The sequence below is a fragment of the Vibrio artabrorum genome, assembly GCF_024347295.1.
In the GTDB taxonomy this organism is placed as follows: Bacteria; Pseudomonadota; Gammaproteobacteria; order Enterobacterales; family Vibrionaceae; genus Vibrio; species Vibrio artabrorum.
The window spans coordinates 1,046,743-1,065,480 of sequence record NZ_AP025458.1; the positions used below are offsets into that span (position 1 = coordinate 1,046,743).

The window sequence follows — 18,738 nt, forward strand, 5'->3', positions numbered from 1 at the left end:
TCTATGAAAAGGATTTTCCACCTTGTTGTGATGAGTGTGTTGAGTAGCTTTTCGCTATCGGCATGGTCAGCACAAGAGCAACCGAATATTTTTGTTATCTTCACGGATGATATTGGGATATCAAATCTGAGTGCTTATCACAATGGTGTGATGAGTAGTGAAACACCGAACATCGATAGTATTGCTGAAAAGGGCATGCTACTGACAGATTATTACGCTCAGCCTTCTTGTACGGCGGGTCGTTCTGCATTCTTAACGGGTCAACTTCCTGTGCGAACAGGCATGCACTCAGTCGGATTGCCGGGAGGCCCAGTGGGTTTGAGTGCAGACACACCAACGCTTCCTGAAATTCTTAAAACCATGGGTTATGTTACGGGTCAGTTTGGTAAAAACCACCTCGGTGACCGAGATGAATTCCTACCGACAATGCACGGTTTTGATGAGTATTGGGGTTGGTTGTATCACTTGAATGCAATGGAATACACCGAAGATCCAGATTGGCCAAAAGATGGCTCTTTGGATGCCTTTGCACCTCGTAATGTTATTTACGCAAGATCAGACGGTAAAGGTGGTCAAACGATCGAAGACGATGGTGCATTGTCGATCGAGCGTATGCGTACCCTCGATGACGAAGTGAATAAACACGCGATCAACTTCATCGAAAGGGCGGTTGAAGCGGATAAGCCCTTCTTCACTTGGTACTGTCCATCACGTGGTCACGTCTGGACGCACCTGTCACCTGAATACGAAGCGATGCTTGGCCAAAATGGTTGGGGACTTCAAGAAGTGGTCATGAAAGATCTTGATGATCATGTCGGTGAGATGATGGCGAAAATGGAAGAGCTCGGTATTGCCGACAACACCATCATCATTTTCACTGCCGATAACGGCCCAGAGATCATGACTTGGCCCGATGGCGGTATGACACCTTATCGAGGTGAAAAAGGCACAACTTGGGAAGGTGGCGTAAGAGCACCTGCACTGGTTAGCTGGCCGGGTAAAATCCCTGCGGGTACTGTAGGCAATGGCATCTTTGATGGTATGGACTGGTTACCCACTCTGGTCGCTGCGGCTGGTGGTCCACCGGATCTAAAAGAGAAACTGTTGAAAGGTCACGATGGCTTTAAAGCGCACCTTGATGGTTACAACCAAGTGGATATGCTGACTAAAAAAGGCGAGTCAAACCGTAAAGAGATCTACTACTACGAACGAGATCAGCTGCAAGCGGTTCGTGTTGGTGATTGGAAGGCGCATTTCATCGTGCAAAACCACGGTTGGAGTGGTCCTAAAGAAGAGTTAAACGCTCCGTTACTGTTTAACTTACGTCGTGACCCATACGAGCGAGCGGCAGAAGAGTCGGGTATGTACCTAAAATGGATGGGACAAAAAATGTGGGCATTTGGTCCTGCACAAGCTGCTGTACAACAACATCTAGCAACCTTTCAAGAGTGGCCTCCAGTAACACCTGACTCTCCGGCAGAGAAGACCGGTGGTGTAGGTAACTAGTTAAATATCATAAAAAATCCCGCTCACACAGAGCGGGATTTTTATTTGAATGCGTCTTAACGTTGGTTTTATTTTAGCGTCGTTTTTCGTTCAATAAACTTCACGGGTACCATCAGCTTAACTAAGCTGGTGTCTTGCTCTTGAATCTGGCCAACAACAATTTTCACGGATTCACGAGCAAGGCGTTTGAAATCTTGCTTGAAAGTAGTGAGTTGGTAGTTTAACCATTGAGTCTGTGGGATATCATCAAAGCCAATCACTTGAAGATCTTCTGGGATACGCAGGTTGAACTCTAAGCGCGCCACATCCATTACTGCCATCGCGAGGTTATCTGTCGCACAGAAAATCGCTTGAGGATGTGTGGGTTCTGAAAACAGAGTCCGAATGGTATCTAGAGCATCAAGGTAGTCATAGTCAGCTTCAATAACACGAGCTTGTTGGCCAGTGAGGTCTTCGAATTCAGAGCAAAAGCCCGATTCACGCTCACCGTTGGTGTAGGTCGGAACATTACCGGTTAGGTAAACCGCTGACTTTGTTCCTACGCTATGCAAATGCTGAGCGGCAACTTGGCCAGCGGCGTAGTTATCGCTCACTACATGGCTACTTTTCGTCCCTTCAACCACACGTGCGTACTGAACAATAGGGATGTCGAACTCTTCACACTCTTCATAAAGCGACTTATTAAAGGTCGCAGAAGCAGCAATCACGCCATCAACTCGGTATTGGAAGATATTAGGAATCGAGTGGTTGTCGTTATCATCCACTTGCCAAGGAATCAACACCGCAGAGTACCCCTGTTTTTGCAGCTCTGTGGAGATAAGCTGCAGAGTTTTCATGTGGATAGGGTAGTCGGCATCTGGGAAAACGAGGCCAATCAATTTGGATTCATTTGTCGTCAGACTGCGGGCAAAGGCATTGGGACGATAATTCAACGATTTGGCTGCATCGAACACTTTTTGCTTGGTCTTTTCAGACACTGAACTGCCCGGAACAAATACGCGAGATACCGTTGATTGAGAAACGCCAGCAAGTTTAGCGACATCTTTAGAGGTGACGGTTGGCTTTGACGCCGTGGAGTGTTTTGGAGAGCTCATAGACCATACTTTTGAAGCAAATTGACTGTGCACAGAGTAACATCATTAGGTACGTATTCATAAAGTAATACCAAGGAATGGCATGAAAAATAAGGAATAATGTCTATTTTGAATTTTATGTTGGGTATAACCCATTCTCTGTATTGGTAAAACAGTATGATGACAGAGGTAGTGATAAAAAGCTCTGCGTAAGAGCAGAGCTTTAGATTACGAATTTACCCATAAAATGAGCAACATGCCGCTAAGCCGCTGGTTATTTAAACCATAAGCCATTAGAAGTAGTAACGAATACCTGCAGCAAATTGGTCATCGCTATTTTCGTAGTGGCTACCAACAGACTTGTCGTTACCATTATCAAACTGGTATTCCGTCCAAACTAAGAATTTATTCTTCTTAAAGTGGTACTCAAGGCCTGGGATAATTAACTGACGTTTGTAGCCATTGGCGTTGTTATCAGTATCCGTCAAGTAGTTAACGTTAAATAGCGCAGGAAAAACGCTTGAGAACAAGGCGGAAATTTTCGATAAGTAGTTATTCTACAATCAAAATTTCTAACGACGTTATCGAGTGTTTTAACAAGCTAGGGTGAGCAGTTATTTACTACGATTGGTATCAGTTGTTAGTGGAGCAATAATGAATGGGTTGGAGCACTGACTAGGAGCGAGAAGGCTCTCCTAGTACGGTACGCGTAGCAACCTAAAGTCAATGTCTGTTTAGGTTGCTACTGTTTCTTTTTAAACTTTTGGCTTTTATCGTTTGTATTAAAGCGTCTCGATTACAGCGTTGGGTTCATGATGCTTGAAGTACGCTCGAACACATCTAGACCTTGCTGTTGTAGCCAGTAAGGAAGGTCGATAAGAACCCAGTTCTCAGACAGCTTATCACCGTCGCGGTAGTAAACGTCAACCACTTGCATGTTTGCACGTACTTCACCGCCCGTCATACCTAAGAAGCCACCTGTTGGTGTATTTGATAGGTTTGGCCAACCGAAGAAACAAGAGAAGTTACCTTCAGCGAAACGACAAACGTGGCCGTTGAACTTCTTATCTTTCAAGTTGTTGCGGAAAGGAAGTTGGTGCTGTTGTTGGTAGCGAGGAATGGTGTAAGACGCGCCGATACCACATGGGCCGTACCAAATCATGTCTTTTGACCAGCTCTTCGCGAGTACTTCTGGTGGGCAACCCATCGCGCCGCTGTCGTTAAGAGCCGACAAGTCATCAACCATTTTGTTGACTAGAGCCAGCGTTGCAACGCCTTCTTCTGGAGCCGCATCTTCGAATAACAGACCATCGTGGTTACGTGGGCCAGGGTAGACGAAGTGCTTACCCGTTGATGGTGGCAGTGGGTAGCAACCCGCTTGATCCATCATGCCTAGTAGGTCTAGGAAGAGGCCTGTTTTTGTGATTTTGCCATCAACCACACAGTTAAATTCTGCGTAGCGAACGTTCATGATCTTGCCCGTTGGGCGCATGCCTAGGTATTCAGCGTCGAATAGACCCATGAAGTGACCCATGCTCATTACCCAAATCTCATCTGGGTTGATTTCGTTGTTGCCGCCGATGAAGATATCTTGACGACGTTGCATACGAGTCATTGACTTCATCATTGGCGCCCAGAATACGTCAGCGGCTGCTTGTGCGCCTTCTTGCTCACGGAATGGATAAACACCGCGCCATAAGTAATCTTCAGACGTGTGTGCTTTTAAAACTTCAGCAACGTTCTCGTGAGTTGCGTTTTCCATTGCATCGAAATACTCACGAACAATGCGTTTAGCTTCTTGATATTTAGACATAATAATTTCTCTTTGTGTTGTCGAGCCAACATTCGGAACAGGACTCGATTGGGATTTTGTTACCGGCTGATTTTTCAGCTGGCTTTAAATTTTTCGTACTTGAATTTCAGCGTATGAGTATCGAATTAAGCTTTTGCTGTTTCTGCTTTTTTGCTTTTATCGAAGATGCCGCCTTTCAGTGTTTCTGGTAGAGATAGCCACAGTAGACCCGCTACAATCCATACGATTGGCGAGCCCCACATTGCTGTCTCAAGATCGGAGCGTGCTTGGATGAAGACCAGCACCATAGGAGCCCACATGCCGATGATACGGCCACCGTGGAACAGTGCTGCACCGAAGCTACGTAAGTGAGCTGGGAACAATTCAGAGAAGTAACCACCCCATACCGCAGAAGCAGACAGACCAAAGTTGTAGATAAGACCAAGGATAGCGAGCATGTTTAGGCTGCCGATCATCATATCGCTTGGTGCAACGAAGAATACTGAAGCCATTACACCCGCAAGGATGAAACCAAACGCGTTTACTTTACGACCGTATTTATCAGCGATCGCTCCCCATACCCAAGCACCGAACAGAGAACCGAAAGCTGAGATAGAGAAGATGATGCCGATAGTTGCGCCGTCAAATTGACGAACTTCTTTTAGGTACGTTGTTACAAAGCCAGAAAAGAATTGGTAACCATAGAAGTTAAGACCAGCCAGTAATAGACATGTAATCGTTAACTTGCGGTATGGCGCGCTGATCATTTCACCCCAAGAACCTTTTTTCGCTTCGGTGACTTCGCCTGCGGCATTTGTGGTCGCTTGTTGATCTTCTTCACCATACGCGATCACTTTCTTGTCGCTAGGTAGGATGAACATCATCAGTGCAGCCGCGACGAGAGGAGGAATACCACCTACCCACATTAGGCTCTGCCAAGGTGCATCAACGCTCGAAATAAACGCTGCATACGCACCCATTGCCATTAGAGCAACCGAGAACATTGAAGAAGCGAATGCGGTTAACTTACCGCGAACCGACGGTGTGAATAGGCCGATCATCAGGCTTACCGCTACCGTGAAGTAACCACCTAAAGAAATACCAATGATGAAACGCATCGCTGCCCACATGGCGTAGTCAGTAAACATCATGTTGATGATGGTTGCGCCGCCGTTCAGTGCTGTGATGACAATAAGAGTTGATTTCTTACCAAAGTTTGATGCCACCCAGGCACAGCTTAGAGCACCAATAAGCGCACCAATCGACTGCCATGTATAGAACTGTGCGGTGTCCGCTAAGTTAATGCCATCATAAGCATCTACGATGTAGGGGCGTACGTAGTCAATAATTACAAAGTTATAACAATAGAAAAAGTAGCCAACTAGAATTGCAAGATAAGCAGCTACCCTTTGAATCATAGGAACTTCGCTCATGTGTTTTTTAGTAGTCATGACCGATAAACCTTTATTTTTGATAGGGTGTTTTTAGTTTTGATTTATGTGTAGTGGTCATTACTGTTCACTACACCGCATTCATTTCGGTAGAGATAATAGAATTTTTATGGTTATTAGTTCCGTGATCAAAGTCAATTTTAAAATGAGTGCGTACCCATTTTGTATATTTTGGTGATCTTGATCTCATTCGATCGTAATTTGCATTTCATTGAGTGTTTTCGAGGTTGTATTTACAATCTTAGTGACAATAATCACACTTACTATGAGTTTTTGAAGGAAGTTATTCTTTTTTGAGTACTATTGGATGCGAATATATCGCCAAATCAAATAAACGGAATCTAAAATGGTTACGTACTCAAGTGTGGTGGTTATTGCTCTTTATGTAATAACGACATTATTTATCAGTTATTTAGTTAATAAGCGTTCAAGCTCTAGTGGCGACTTTTCAACGGGTGGAAAGCAGTTCGGCTGGTTTACCGCAGGTGTGTCGATTCTTGCGACTTATATTAGTGCGATGACGTTTGTAGGCATGCCGGGTTGGGTTTACCGTTCCGGTCTAGAAGCGATGAGTGTCCACTTAAATTACCCAATAGTGATTTTTTTCACTGTGGTTTTCTTTGTTCCGGTTTTTTATAAACTCGGCCTGACCTCGATCTACGAATATTTAGAGCATCGTTTTGGTGTGGTGGCTCGTACCATTAATTCCGTTGTATTTATTGTGGTTCAGTGTATTTCGGCTGGGGTTATTCTGTATGCGGTTGCCCTGATCTTAGTGCAAGTGCTTCCGATTGGTATTTTTGAAGCGATCATCTATATCAGTTTGTTTACTGCTTTGTATACGTATTCGGGGGGGATTTCGACTGTAATATGGACAGATCTGCTTCAGTCTGCGGTGCTTATTATTGGTAGCATTGCCATTTTTGTCTTATTACTCATGCAGATTAATAGCGGAGATACGGTGTCTCCCGAGCATCTAAATATCATTAATCTGGATTTTGATTTCGGTGTTGATACCACATTGTGGGCAGGCGTAGTGGCCGTCAGCTTCTTACATCTAAGTGTGTATGGTACTAACCAATTAATTATTCAAAGAACCCTCGCGACAAAAAATGTGGAGATGGCGCAAAAGTCGATGCTGCTTTGTGGCTACGGTGCGTTCTTTATTTATCTTTTTTTTGCCGTGATGGGCGTCTTACTCAGTGTCTTTTACCAAGATCAAAGTTTTGAAAACAGCAATGAAGTCATTCTCGATTTTGTGTTCAACCATACTAATCCAATCATTGTTGGGCTGGTGATTTCAGCCTTGTCGGCTGCGGCAATGTCGACGTTGGATTCCACTTACAACTCTATGGCAACGGTCGCGACGTTCGATTTCTATAAACGCTTTTTCTGCAAGCAAGCTTCGGATGCGCATTACGAATCGGTGGCAAGAAAAATGAGTCTTGTGGCCGCCGTTCTGGTTATTGTCCCGGCTTTGTTGGCGGTCTCGAACGAGTCTGTGCTGAAAACCATTGCGAGTTTAACCTCTATTTTTGTCGGTATTCGCCTTGGTTCTTTCATTCTCGGTCTGTTTTTCAAAAACGCCAATGAAAAAGGTGTGATTGCTGGCAGTATTGGGAGCGTCATCGGGGTGTTTATTGCTAAATACAGTGGCATTGCTTGGCCTTGGTTAGCATTGCTGGGCACTGCGATTTTCTTAGTTTTAGGTGTAGTCGTCAGTCGCTTCTGGGGAAAAGTCAATGAACAACAACAGGCATTTATCGCCACGCAGAAGCACTTATTTGCAAAGCCTGCTGCCAGCCATTACGGCTTGCTTGTGTTCGCTGTTATTACGATAGCGGTTTGTACGGTTATTCCTGATTGGCTTTATGCTGCTCTTTCTTAATGGTTTAAAATTTAACTGGTAAATGTATGCTGTCCATTTTTGATATCTACAAAATTGGTGTGGGTCCCTCTAGTTCACACACCAATGGCCCAATGATTGCGGGTTTTCATTTCACTCAATTGATCGCCGATAGAATCACAGATGTGGTTCGTGTTCAGGTCGATCTCTATGGTTCATTGTCGTTAACTGGGATCGGACACCACACGGATAGAGCGACGATTTTAGGCTTGCTCGGTAATAAACCCGATACCATAAAAATAAGCAGTGCCAATCAAGCCATGCGTTTTGCTATAGACAGTGGACAAATGCGGTTGAGTGGCTGTCGCACCATTGGCTTTAATTATCAAACAGACATGCTATTTCACGAAGACAATCTACCTTTGCATGAAAACGGGATGATGATTACCGCATTTGATCAAAGTGGAAACGTGATTGTTGATGAAACCTATTACTCGATTGGAGGTGGCTTTATTGCCACCGCCGATGAACTGCAAAGTGGTTGTCAGAGCCAACCGACGGAGGTGATGTTCCCATTTAGCAGTGCCGATGAAATGCTCGCGCAGGCGGATAAGAATGGCATGAGCTTGGGGGGCATGATTTTACAAAATGAAGAGGCTTTTCAAAGCTCAGATGCTATTTCAGAAAAGGTCGATCAAATTTGGCGCGTGATGACTCGTTGTATGGAGCGTGGCTTTGAAACCGAAGGCATTCTTGATGGTGGTTTGAACGTGACACGCCGAGCGCCAAATTTGTTGAAAAAACTTGAAGCGAATGCCGCGGTTGAAAATGATCCAATGGAAATCATGGATTGGATCAACTTGTTTGCGTTTGCGGTCAGCGAAGAAAATGCCGCAGGTGGCCAGGTGGTGACATCACCCACCAATGGCGCGGCGGGTGTTATTCCTGCCGTATTGATGTATTACCACCGCTTTATTAAAGAGCTTGATACCAAGCAGTTAAAAGACTTTTTAGCTGTATCGGGGGCGATCGGGATTTTGTATAAAACCAATGCGTCGATTTCCGGTGCGGAAGTTGGGTGCCAAGGTGAAGTCGGTGTGTCCTCATCAATGGCCGCTGCCGGTTTAACGGCGTTACGCGGTGGCAGTAATGAACAGATTTGTATTGCCGCAGAAATCGCAATGGAGCACTCATTGGGTATGACATGTGATCCTATTGGTGGCTTGGTGCAAGTGCCGTGTATTGAGCGAAACGCGATGGGGGCAATGAAAGCCATTAACGCTTCACGCATGGCGCTTAAACGTAACAGTAAATCTCTAATATCCTTGGATAAGGTTATCGAAACCATGTACCAAACGGGCAAAGATATGAACAAGAAGTATCGTGAAACATCACTCGGTGGGCTTGCACTAATTCACCTAGCTGCACCGTGTGAGTAATCTGAGGTTACACTCACGAGGCCAATAAGAAAGCCCAACTGTACTCGATTGTCGATATCGTAGTCGGTTGGGCTTTCTGTTTTTAAGAGATTTCTGCCGCAGCTCCCTAACCGGTATTCACACTGGAAATCTTCAGATTCTAGATGTTGATAATTTAATGTTATCATTAATATAAATTATGATAATTTCAGTTAATTGATATCTATCCATATACTCTCTTCATCGAAACGAAACATCGAAGTTAGCTTTCTAAAAGCACACCGCTAAAAACAAATTTGGAGACAGTTATGAAAATGAATCACGTTGGTATCATGGTTGGCGATATGGACAAAGCCGTTGAGTTCTACACTCAGGCGCTGGGCCTAAAAATCGTAATGAACAACACCAAAGTTATTGAAGAACGCGAAACCGCCATTGGCCGTATGTGTATTGCTGTATTTGGTGAAGGTTTCAAAGGCTTTAACATTGCACACTTAGTGACTAGCGATGGTATCGGTGTTGAGATGTTTGAAATGAAAGATCGTCAAGAACGTCACGAAGTCGATTTCACTCGCCTGGGCATCTTTCATTTCTGTTTGCAAACAGACGACTTCGCGGGCGTCATTGAGCGCACTGAACAGTACGGGGGTAAGGTTCGCATGGATATTATGCGTTACCACCCAGAAGATGACAGCAAACAAGCGAAAATGGTTTACCTAGAAGACCCGTTTGGCAACTTATTTGAACTTTACTCGCATACATACGAAGAGACGTACGCGACTGACTACGAGTAACCGTGTTTCCCTATCTGTCGCAAGGTAGATAGGGCATCCCTATTTAAAGACGATGGAGATTAATCTAGTGATAGGGCAAACATAACGGATCCGGTCATGGTTTGAAGGTTAACTTCTCTGATTAAGCAAACAGAACCCATTGAGTCAGTATCTTGGGCTTTTGACATTGGCCTGAGGATATTGTCAAAATGTGATGAACAGTGGTCATACAAGAATGGGGATTGGATATAAAGTCAGTAAGTCAAACCCATCACAGATGTCTTATTGGACACAAGATTTTAACTAACTCGCTCGTGGATTCAATAATGGGGAATCATGCAACGTTGGCTCGGTCTTCTTGTGCGATATGGCAGATTGGTGCTTCGAACAAGAAGGTAGAACAGCGTTGAATAAGCTATGATGGAAGTACATAAACGACTGAATCATTGACGGTTATATGAACTATCTCGATGGATTTTACGTAAGACTAATGACGTAAGTTAACGCTCTCACATGGCTGACATGAATCCCTATTAAACTAAGTTGAGGTTAGGATGAAGAAGATATTATTACTGTTGAGTGTGATTTTATTAGCCGGATGCGTAGGTATGCCGAAAACGGTAAAACCGGTTCAACAGTTTGAATTGGATCGATACCTCGGCAAATGGTATGAAGTGGCTCGTTTGGATCACTCGTTTGAGCGTGGTTTAGATAACATCAGCGCGGAGTACAGCCTGCGTGATGATGGCGGCGTGAAGGTGATTAATCGTGGCTATTCTGTTGAGAAAGGTGAATGGAACGAAGCAGAAGGTAAAGCATATTTTGTAGAAGGCAATGATCAGGGGTATTTGAAAGTGTCGTTCTTCGGGCCATTCTACGGTGCTTATGTGGTGTTTGAACTGGACAAAGAAGGCTACCAATACGCGTTTGTTTCTGGTCCTGATACTGATTATTTATGGCTGCTTTCTAGAACACCAGAGGTGGCTCCTGAGGTTATGGATAAGTTTAAAGCGATGTCGAAAGAGCGTGGCTTTAATACAGATGAACTTATCTTTGTGGAACACGATAACTGAGTCTACATCGATTAAAAACATCGAGATTACGTTAACAAAGGCACAAATGATTATTTCATTAGTGCCTTTTTTGTATCGCTTAGTGGGTACCATCTAAAATCTCATAACAAAAATTTATCACAATGAGAATTTTTAATAATTTCATGGATTTATGAGTGTTGAGTAGTATCCCTAGCAACAGAGAAATAGGTGGCCTCAAGGTAAACCTAAACGAACACTACTTAGCTTTATAGGACCAGTTAGCTTGATACGATGCACCTGAAATGCCAAAAGCATTTAAAACGGCCGTTCGTGAAGCTTACGATGGTGTCCTTATTTATGCGGGTAAATACGATAGCGAGCGTGCTGATAAAGCTGTTGCGGAAGGTGTAACTGATATGGTTGGCTTTGGTCGTCCATTCGTTGCTAACCCAGATTTACCTGCTCGTATTCAAAATGGTTATCCATTTGCGGCGCACGATCCAAACACATTGTTCGGTGGTGCTGAAAAAGGTTTAACGGATTACCCAGAATACGCAGGCTAAAAACAGCTGTCTGAAGCAGAGTATTGAGATAGTATCTTGATCCTGTTGAATGTTTATAAAAAACAACCTTGCAGAGTCGGGTTGTTTTTTTGTTATTGGAACAAGTTAAATGATGAACGTGAAAGCGATGCGTGGAGAACTTTACCTTCTATTGGCTACCCTGCTCGCTGGGGTGGGGTGGATTGCTTCTAAGTTGGTGGTATTGGAAATGCCAGGGCCGGTGTTCATTGGTGTGCGATTCTTTGTCGCGAGTTTGATTCTTCTGCCATTTTGTATTCACCATATTCGTAAACTTTCGCTTAAGCAGATACTTTCTCTATGCGGAGTGGGCTTGTTGTTGTCGGCCTCATTGCAGGTATGGGTGTTTGCGGTGTCGGTGGCAGAAGGCTTGTCGGAAGGGGCGTTTATCATGAGCCTAGCCATGATCATTGCCCCGTTTGTGTCTTGGATTCTGTTTCGAGTTAAGCCTAATCGCGCGTTTTGGATGTCTTTTCCGATCGCGATTATCGGCATGTTATTGCTGACCTTGGGTCACGGTTGGCGTGTTGAACAGAGTCAGATTTACTTCCTGTTAGCATCGATGTTGTTGTCTGTTCATTTTGTGATGAACAAGCGTGTGATTACCAATATCAAACCTATCGCATCAATCTGCGTGCAGTTGTTTGTGGTGGGCGTAAGTGGTTTAGCCTTTGCTTCTATGACGACTCAACCGGAGTTTGAAATAACCCAAACCTTAGTCTTTTGGTTCACTGTGTCTGCGGTGATTGCGACGTCTATTCGTTACTTGCTGCAAACGGTCGGTCAGCACTCTGTAAACATGGAAGTGGCGGCATTGATCATGATTCTTGAGCCCGTGTGGACGCTGCTGTTAAGTGTCAATGTGCTTGGTGAAAATGTTGAGATGCAAAAGCTGATCGGTGGGGCGGTGATCATTGCTTCACTATTTTGCTATATAAAATGGTCGAGACGAAAATAAAACACTCGGCGCAGGGCTGAGTGTTGAACAAGACTTATCGAGTGCAGAACAAAGATTAGATTCTGCGAGTAACACTTGTAAAGGGTGTCACCGTACTTATCGTTAGTAACGACTCGAATACGGGCTTTGAATACAGGGGTAAAGTCGACCCCTTACCCCCTAGTCTCTCACGCTCCCTTCTTCTCCTTGTGTCATCAATTTAAGGACAAGAAAGCAGGCCGGTGACATTAGTCGCGAACCGTGACTTTAGTAATCACAATATCTTCACAAGGTACATCTTCGTGTCCCCAGCGAGTGGTCGTTGGTGCTAATGCAATTTTATTGACGACATCCATTCCCGCTGACACCTTGCCAAATACCGCGTAACCCCAGCCAGCATTAGTCGTTGAAGTGTGATCGAGGAAGTCGTTGTTATCAAGGTTGATGAAGAATTGTGCCGTTGCAGAATGTGGTGCATCCGTGCGCGCCATTGCCACAGAGCCAATCACATTCGTTAAGCCACGGTTGGCTTCGTTGACGATGGGGGCTCGAGTCGGTTTTTCTGTAATGTCGATAGTGTGGCCACCACCTTGAATCATGAAACCGTTAATCACACGGTGAAATGTCGTGCCTTCGTAGAAGCCGTCTTGGCAGTATTTAAGGAAGTTTTTTGACGTTACTGGCGCTTTTTCAAGGTTCAGTTCAATTTCGATGTCGCCAAAACGAGTCGTTAGGATGATCATAAATGTGCCCATATTTGAGTACTATCAAGTAGTAGATCGCTGAATAGGGTGCTGTATATGAAAAATCACAGGGGATGCCAGTACTGGATGTCGTGTGGTGAGTGAACGTATTTTTGTTTCAGACAGTACGTTTTGTTCCTGTTGGTGCTTTGTCTCTATCGTTAGGCCGATGGTATTGCTTACTTGCCGCTGGCGAACTTTGCTCCAGAGGCGCAAACTATGATTGGCTGGAAACATTGTTATGGGGTGCGAACACCTATCAATACTGTGGTTCGCGTATTGAACCCGGGAGGGGGGCGCTTAGGGCTGCGTGGCAGTTTTCACCCTTGATTTCCACAGCTGCACGCTGAAGTGGAGCATGTGATTGGTAACCAATCCCACTCGGTGATTTCATTTAAAGGCATGAATGGTGAGTCGGAATATAATCCGAAAGTGAGCCAAACCGTATGGATGAGCTTTCCTGAAAAAGTCAAAAATAAGGGTTACTTCACCCGCATCAATCGATGCATTTTGTCTTCAAATCTAATCTCAATAATTTGTGATACTTTCATTTTTTCTACACGCTCAAGCATTTTAGCGTGATAATTGCGTTTTTTCATCCACTCTAGAGGTTCTTTAAAACTATCTTCGTTAATCACAAATGACTGATCAGTAATGGCGTCTTCAATGATATGAACAACCCAAATTCGTGATTGGAAGTCTAACAATTGATTGAAGTAGGTTTTTAGCTTTGAGTGATACTTGGACAGACAGCTTTGATCTGATGATTGAGAAGGCATCTTGGACCGTATTTGAACGATGAAAAGCAAAAAAAGATTATAGCGCTTAAAGGTGAGCCTTGTCAGGCTTATGTTTTTTTTATGCCGTTAAAGTGCTCGCAAGCCTTTTGCAACCTTGCTTTATTGTGTCAGTAGGTTTCACCTATCAATAAAATTGTTGAAATCCATTTAGTAAAATCAAGATTTTAGACAACAATTAGGTTATCGGGATAGGAAAGACATAACGGAAAGTATTTAGGGAGATCACTATGCATTCAATAAAAGTGAAAGATTACATGACGCCGCAGGTGGTGACATTCACTCCTGATATGCCATTAAGTGTCGCTTTAGACAGAGTGATGCGCAGCCATCACATGGGTGGCCCGGTAATGGGTGAAAACGAGGAAGTGATTGGTTTTCTTTCGGAGCAAGACTTGCTGGAGAAGTTGGTTAAGGTGAGTTATTTCTGCCAAGATACACACATTGTCGGCGATTGCATGTACCAAGAGGTGTTATCGGTATCGCCGGACTTATCCATTATAGAACTGGCGGATATGATGCAAGTTGGAAAACCTAAAGCGTACCCAGTTATCGACAATAAAAAGCTGGTGGGAATGATCACAAGAACGGATGTTCTGAAAGCCATTGGCAAGAACTTAGATGAATGTTTTAAACATCAGGTGTAGTCGAGTGTTAACAAGTATGGTTTTTACCTGTACCCTAAAATAAAGAAAGGCGCATTGGCGCCTTTTTTCTTTTGAAGTTTAAGTCTCTCTCTGAAGAACTTTTCTTTGAAGGCCTTAAAATTATGGAGTTTTAGCTTGTGATGTTTCAGCTTTTGGAGGTTTCATGTCAAATCAAACTGCAAAGTTTGTAGAAGGTTCCACGATGCGCCATATCTTGGTGATGTCGGGAGCTGGCTCTGTAGGTTTGATGGCCTTATTTGTTGTCGATTTACTCGACATGTTGTTCATCAGTATGTTAGGACAAGTAGAACTGGCAGCCGCAGTTGGCTTTGCTGGAACACTGACTTTCTTTTCGACTTCTGTGTCGATAGGTACTTCCATTGCGATGGGCGCTTTAGTGTCCAAAGCCATTGGCTCTAAAGATAAAGATAAAGCTCGAAACCTCAGTACCAGTATTCTGTTAACCGCGTTTGTGATCAGTTCGATAGTGACTGCGGTTATGTTTGCTTATATTCCGGAGTTATTGGCTGCGATTGGTGCTAAAGGTGTCGCGGCTGAGCGAGCGCAAGCTTACTTGCAAATTCTGTTGCCGAGTGGCCCCTTTCTTGCCCTAGCGATGGCTGCGGGTGCGGGATTAAGAGCTGCAGGCGATGCTAAGCGTTCGATGTGGGCGACGTTGTCAGGCGGTATTGTTAATGCGATCTTAGACCCTCTGTTTATTTTTGGCTTTGGGTGGAACATTGAAGGGGCGGCAATTGCTTCTGTTGTGGCGCGTTTCTCGGTACTGTTATTTTCACTTTATCCATTAATGCGTAGCCACCAGCTTGTTGCTCCCCCTTCTTTGGTGCAGTGGCGTCTTCATCTGCGCCCGATTCTGGCCATTGCCATTCCTGCTATTATCACCAATACAGCAACGCCGATTGGTAATGCAATCGTGACCACTGGTATTGCACAATACGGTGAGGATTTTGTTGCTGGTTTCGCGGTTATTGGTCGTTTGACACCAGTGTGTTTCGCTGTGATCTTCGCGTTATCCGGTGCTGTGGGACCAATCATTGGCCAAAACTTTGGTGCCGAGCGTATGGATAGAGTTAAAGAAACCCTGAATAACTCTTTGTTGGTTACCACGGCTTACACCATCGCGGTCTGTATTCTTTTGTACTTTGTTCAAGATTACGTGATCCAAGGCTTTAGCCTTCAGGGCGATGCCGCCATTATTGTGGCGGCTTTCTGTACTTATGTTGCTGTGACTTTTACGTTTAACGGTGCACTCTTTGTCGCGAATACTTCTTTCAATAACCTAGGTAAACCGTTGTATTCAACCGCTCTGAATCTAGGTAAAGCGACATTAGGTACACTGCCATTCGTATACTTGGGCTCACAATGGTATGGCGCGCTGGGTGTGTTGTATGGACAAGCTTTCGGTAATGTGTTGTTTGGTTTGTTAGGCATATTGGTGCTTCGTTATCATATCGCCGAGTTGATGCAAGGTTCTGAAGTCGATCGTGGAGAAGAGGACGTGTCTATCGTGAGTTTGAATACACAACCTTTCTGCTCTCATGATGCGGTTTTGATTGATGATGTCTCAGCAAATAGAGACGAGACTGTTGATCTTAAGACGCGGTAACACAGTGTAATAACATCAATAGCTATTGATAAAAATCGAAGAGATTGAAAACTTCTTCTTGACCTTGGAGTTACCTCCAAGGTTTATACTTTTAAGGCGATTAAGGTTTGGTTGCTCACCCTACTGGCAACAACCTTGAGGCTTTGGAGTATTAAGGAGATACATTATGTGCGCAAAACATGCAGCGTGCCGCTCAGCAAAAGTGGACGTTCAACCTCAAGCGGTGGAAGCAAGTTGCTCTCGCCCTAAAATTTCAAGCATTACAGCAGCTGGTACATCATCCGGTTGTTGTAGCGCTTCTGCTGCTCCGTCATCGTCTGGAGATGATTGTTGTAGTTCGTCGGATAGTGGAGAAGAAGACAGTCAGTCCTCAACTTTATCTCTCGACGCTCAGTTTTCTAAAAGTTGGTTGGTGGCCGGAATGGACTGCCCAGCTTGTGCAAGAAAAGTAGAAAACGCGATCAGTAACATCGATGGTGTTATTCAAGTGAAGGTTCTCTTTGCTACCGAGAAACTGGTTGTTAAATTTGACAATGAAAGTCTTGCCGACACCATTGAACAGGTCTCTATCAAAACGGGTTTCCCTCTTACGGAAGTCGGTTCGAAGAAAGAAAAACAACAACCTGAGACTTTTTGGCAAGCTCATATCCAACCTAATTTACAGATTATCGCGATTGCAGCCGCAATGCTGTTTGCGGCGCTTCTGAAAAATACCTCTCCTCAATTAAGCGAAGGCTTGTTTACGGTAACTTGTCTGCTGGGTTTATATCCGGTAGCGAAAAAAGCGGTTCAGCTGGCACGTTCAGGTACACCGTTTGCTATTGAAACTTTAATGAGTGTTGCCGCGCTGGGTGCTTTGTACCTTGGCGAAACCGCGGAAGCGGCGATGGTTCTATTACTGTTTTTGATTGGTGAGCGCTTAGAAGCGTTTGCTTCATCTAGAGCAAGAAGTGGCGTTCAAGCGCTAATGGCATTGGTACCAGAAAACGCAACCAAGATCATCAACGGCGAACGTGTCGACGTTGCCGTCAGTGAACTGGTTCCTGGTGATGTGATTGAAGTCGCGGCGGGTTCTCGTTTACCGGCTGACGGTCAACTGATTACAGACGCGGCAAGCTTTGATGAAAGTGCGTTAACCGGTGAATCTGTTCCTGTTGAACATATCGAAGGCAATAGCATCATGGCTGGCGCTGTGGTGGTGGATAAAGTGGTTCGCATCACCATTACTTCAAAACAAGGTGAGAACGCGATCGACCGAATTCTACATCTGATTGAAGAAGCAGAGTCACGTAAAGCACCACTAGAGCGATTCCTCGATAAGTTTAGCCGTTGGTACACACCGCTAATGATGGTAGTGGCTCTGTTGGTCATCATCACGCCACCATTGTTGTTTGCACAGCCATGGGAAACCTGGGTATACCGTGGCCTAGCGCTATTGTTGATCGCTTGTCCGTGTGCCTTGGTTATCTCGACGCCAGCGGCGATTACTTCTGGTCTAGCGTCAGCGGCGAAACGTGGTGCGCTCATTAAAGGTGGCGCAGCGTTAGAGCAGCTTGGTAAGATTCAAACCATCGCTTTTGATAAGACGGGTACACTGACTGAGGGTAAACCTCAGGTAACCGATATTCAGGCACTATCGGGTTGGCAACAAGATGCGATGTTGCGTGTGGTTGGGGCGATTGAAGTTGGCTCTACTCACCCATTGGCGCAGTCACTTGTCGCTAAAGTAAAAGATCTGAATATTGAGATTCCTGAATCACACAATAAGACCGCGCTTATCGGTAGTGGTGTTGAAGGTGATGTTGATGGTGTTAAGTATCAGGTTCTGTCGCCGTCTAAAGTCACGTTCGATCTTGGTGCCGATGTGGTTTCTCAGGTAGAAGCATTAGAAGGCGAGGGCAAGACGGTTGTGGTGGCTCTTGAACTTAAATCAACAGAGCAAGCGACGACAGTGATTGGTCTGATTGCTTGGCAAGATACGTTACGCAGTGACGCTAAGCTTGCGATTGAACGACTTAATGACTTAGGTATTCAATCTATCATGCTGACTGGCGATAACCCGCGCAGTGCAGCAGCGATCAGTAGCAAGATTGGTATGCAGTACAAGGCAAGCCTATTGCCAAGCGACAAGGTATCTTATGTTGAAGAGTTGTCTCAACAGTCGCACGTAGCAATGGTCGGTGATGGCATTAATGATGCGCCAGCAATGAAAACGGCGAATGTCGGCATCGCGATGGGCGGTGGCACGGATGTCGCTTTGGAAACGGCGGATTCTGCGCTGACTCATAACCGTTTAACTGAGCTACCAGCGATGATTGAACTGTCGCAAGCGACCATGAACAATATCCGTCAAAACGTAGCCCTTGCGCTTGGTTTGAAGGGCGTATTCTTGGTGACCAGCTTGCTAGGTATTACTGGCTTATGGGTGGCAGTTTTAGCGGATAGTGGTGCGACAGCTTTGGTGACATTAAACGCTCTGCGTCTGCTTCGTTTCAAATCTAAAGCGGATTAAG

At 44.7% G+C, this 18,738-nt stretch carries 14 protein-coding genes and 3 pseudogenes; 11 read left to right on the plus strand and 6 right to left on the minus strand.

What is annotated here, in order from left to right; all coding sequences use genetic code 11:
- Window positions 1–3 precede the first annotated feature (3 nt).
- On the plus strand, window positions 4–1,506 hold the full coding sequence (locus tag OCU36_RS04915; RefSeq protein WP_261839290.1) for an arylsulfatase: 1,503 nt from the start codon (window positions 4–6) through the stop codon (window positions 1,504–1,506).
- A gap of 68 nt (window positions 1,507–1,574) precedes the next feature.
- Here the strand turns inward: OCU36_RS04915 and OCU36_RS04920 are convergent, their stop codons facing one another.
- The 4 genes and pseudogenes from OCU36_RS04920 to OCU36_RS04935 form a co-directional block, all read right to left on the minus strand.
- On the minus strand, window positions 1,575–2,600 hold the full coding sequence (locus tag OCU36_RS04920; protein WP_261839291.1) for a LacI family DNA-binding transcriptional regulator: 1,026 nt from the start codon (window positions 2,598–2,600) through the stop codon (window positions 1,575–1,577).
- 272 nt (window positions 2,601–2,872) lie between these two features.
- Window positions 2,873–3,082: pseudogene (locus OCU36_RS04925) on the minus strand (porin); the annotation flags it as partial.
- A 293-nt stretch (window positions 3,083–3,375) separates the two neighbouring features.
- Entirely contained in the window at window positions 3,376–4,392 is a 1,017-nt protein-coding gene (locus OCU36_RS04930) for a nuclear transport factor 2 family protein (RefSeq protein ID WP_261839292.1), read from the minus strand.
- A gap of 125 nt (window positions 4,393–4,517) precedes the next feature.
- The gene (locus OCU36_RS04935; RefSeq protein WP_261839293.1) at window positions 4,518–5,822 is read right to left on the minus strand and encodes an MFS transporter; all 1,305 of its coding nucleotides are present in this window, start codon (window positions 5,820–5,822) and stop codon (window positions 4,518–4,520) included.
- Between the two features lie 346 nt (window positions 5,823–6,168).
- Between OCU36_RS04935 and OCU36_RS04940 the strand changes: the two genes are divergently transcribed.
- From OCU36_RS04940 to OCU36_RS04965, 6 genes and pseudogenes are all read left to right on the plus strand, one after another.
- Window positions 6,169–7,710, plus strand: coding sequence for a sodium:solute symporter family transporter (locus OCU36_RS04940; protein ID WP_261839294.1), 1,542 nt, complete (start codon window positions 6,169–6,171; stop codon window positions 7,708–7,710).
- 26 nt (window positions 7,711–7,736) lie between these two features.
- Window positions 7,737–9,107: an L-serine ammonia-lyase gene (locus OCU36_RS04945; RefSeq protein ID WP_261839295.1), complete on the plus strand. Its 1,371-nt coding sequence runs from the start codon at window positions 7,737–7,739 to the stop codon at window positions 9,105–9,107.
- Window positions 9,108–9,394: 287 nt separating this feature from the next.
- Window positions 9,395–9,880 carry a VOC family protein gene (locus OCU36_RS04950; RefSeq protein WP_261839296.1) on the plus strand — a complete coding sequence of 162 codons (486 nt, stop codon included), beginning with the start codon at window positions 9,395–9,397 and terminating at the stop codon, window positions 9,878–9,880.
- 533 nt (window positions 9,881–10,413) lie between these two features.
- Window positions 10,414–10,932 carry a lipocalin family protein gene (locus tag OCU36_RS04955; protein ID WP_261839297.1) on the plus strand — a complete coding sequence of 173 codons (519 nt, stop codon included), beginning with the start codon at window positions 10,414–10,416 and terminating at the stop codon, window positions 10,930–10,932.
- A gap of 251 nt (window positions 10,933–11,183) precedes the next feature.
- Window positions 11,184–11,456 (plus strand): annotated as a pseudogene (locus tag OCU36_RS04960) (oxidoreductase); the annotation flags it as partial.
- Window positions 11,457–11,565: 109 nt separating this feature from the next.
- On the plus strand, window positions 11,566–12,432 hold the full coding sequence (locus OCU36_RS04965) for a DMT family transporter (RefSeq protein ID WP_261839298.1): 867 nt from the start codon (window positions 11,566–11,568) through the stop codon (window positions 12,430–12,432).
- 227 nt (window positions 12,433–12,659) lie between these two features.
- On the opposite strand, the gene OCU36_RS04970 is transcribed toward OCU36_RS04965, so the two are convergent.
- On the minus strand, window positions 12,660–13,154 hold the full coding sequence (locus tag OCU36_RS04970) for a peptidylprolyl isomerase (protein ID WP_261839299.1): 495 nt from the start codon (window positions 13,152–13,154) through the stop codon (window positions 12,660–12,662).
- Between the two features lie 168 nt (window positions 13,155–13,322).
- Between OCU36_RS04970 and OCU36_RS04975 the strand changes: the two are divergent.
- Window positions 13,323–13,631: pseudogene (locus tag OCU36_RS04975) on the plus strand (glycosyl transferase family protein); the annotation flags it as partial.
- 5 nt (window positions 13,632–13,636) lie between these two features.
- On the opposite strand, the gene OCU36_RS04980 reads toward OCU36_RS04975, so the two are convergent.
- Window positions 13,637–13,933: a hypothetical protein gene (locus OCU36_RS04980; RefSeq protein WP_261839300.1), complete on the minus strand. Its 297-nt coding sequence runs from the start codon at window positions 13,931–13,933 to the stop codon at window positions 13,637–13,639.
- A gap of 248 nt (window positions 13,934–14,181) precedes the next feature.
- Between OCU36_RS04980 and OCU36_RS04985 the strand changes: the two genes are divergently transcribed.
- The 3 genes from OCU36_RS04985 to OCU36_RS04995 all read left to right on the plus strand — a co-directional run bounded on the left by OCU36_RS04985 (window position 14,182) and on the right by OCU36_RS04995 (window position 18,737).
- A complete protein-coding gene (locus OCU36_RS04985) occupies window positions 14,182–14,598 on the plus strand; it encodes a CBS domain-containing protein (RefSeq protein WP_261839301.1) in 417 nt (138 codons plus the stop codon).
- 163 nt (window positions 14,599–14,761) lie between these two features.
- Window positions 14,762–16,225 carry an MATE family efflux transporter gene (locus tag OCU36_RS04990; RefSeq protein ID WP_261839302.1) on the plus strand — a complete coding sequence of 488 codons (1,464 nt, stop codon included), beginning with the start codon at window positions 14,762–14,764 and terminating at the stop codon, window positions 16,223–16,225.
- Between the two features lie 166 nt (window positions 16,226–16,391).
- Entirely contained in the window at window positions 16,392–18,737 is a 2,346-nt protein-coding gene (locus OCU36_RS04995; RefSeq protein ID WP_261839303.1) for a zinc/cadmium/mercury/lead-transporting ATPase, read from the plus strand.
- The last annotated feature ends 1 nt before the right edge of the window (window position 18,738 follow it).

Excerpts from the sequence above, each read along its gene's own strand:
- OCU36_RS04915 (WP_261839290.1), top strand. The coding sequence starts at position 4 with ATGAAAAGGATTTTCCACCTTGTTGTGATGAGTGTGTTGAGTAGCTTT.
- OCU36_RS04940 (WP_261839294.1), top strand. The coding sequence starts at position 6,169 with ATGGTTACGTACTCAAGTGTGGTGGTTATTGCTCTTTATGTAATAACG.
- OCU36_RS04970 (WP_261839299.1), bottom strand. The coding sequence starts at position 13,154 with ATGATCATCCTAACGACTCGTTTTGGCGACATCGAAATTGAACTGAAC.
- OCU36_RS04930 (WP_261839292.1), bottom strand. The coding sequence starts at position 4,392 with ATGTCTAAATATCAAGAAGCTAAACGCATTGTTCGTGAGTATTTCGAT.
- OCU36_RS04985 (WP_261839301.1), top strand. The coding sequence starts at position 14,182 with ATGCATTCAATAAAAGTGAAAGATTACATGACGCCGCAGGTGGTGACA.
- OCU36_RS04955 (WP_261839297.1), top strand. The coding sequence starts at position 10,414 with ATGAAGAAGATATTATTACTGTTGAGTGTGATTTTATTAGCCGGATGC.
- OCU36_RS04995 (WP_261839303.1), top strand. The coding sequence starts at position 16,392 with ATGTGCGCAAAACATGCAGCGTGCCGCTCAGCAAAAGTGGACGTTCAA.
- OCU36_RS04935 (WP_261839293.1), bottom strand. The coding sequence starts at position 5,822 with ATGACTACTAAAAAACACATGAGCGAAGTTCCTATGATTCAAAGGGTA.
- OCU36_RS04980 (WP_261839300.1), bottom strand. The coding sequence starts at position 13,933 with ATGCCTTCTCAATCATCAGATCAAAGCTGTCTGTCCAAGTATCACTCA.
- OCU36_RS04990 (WP_261839302.1), top strand. The coding sequence starts at position 14,762 with ATGTCAAATCAAACTGCAAAGTTTGTAGAAGGTTCCACGATGCGCCAT.
- OCU36_RS04950 (WP_261839296.1), top strand. The coding sequence starts at position 9,395 with ATGAAAATGAATCACGTTGGTATCATGGTTGGCGATATGGACAAAGCC.
- OCU36_RS04965 (WP_261839298.1), top strand. The coding sequence starts at position 11,566 with ATGATGAACGTGAAAGCGATGCGTGGAGAACTTTACCTTCTATTGGCT.
- OCU36_RS04945 (WP_261839295.1), top strand. The coding sequence starts at position 7,737 with ATGCTGTCCATTTTTGATATCTACAAAATTGGTGTGGGTCCCTCTAGT.
- OCU36_RS04920 (WP_261839291.1), bottom strand. The coding sequence starts at position 2,600 with ATGAGCTCTCCAAAACACTCCACGGCGTCAAAGCCAACCGTCACCTCT.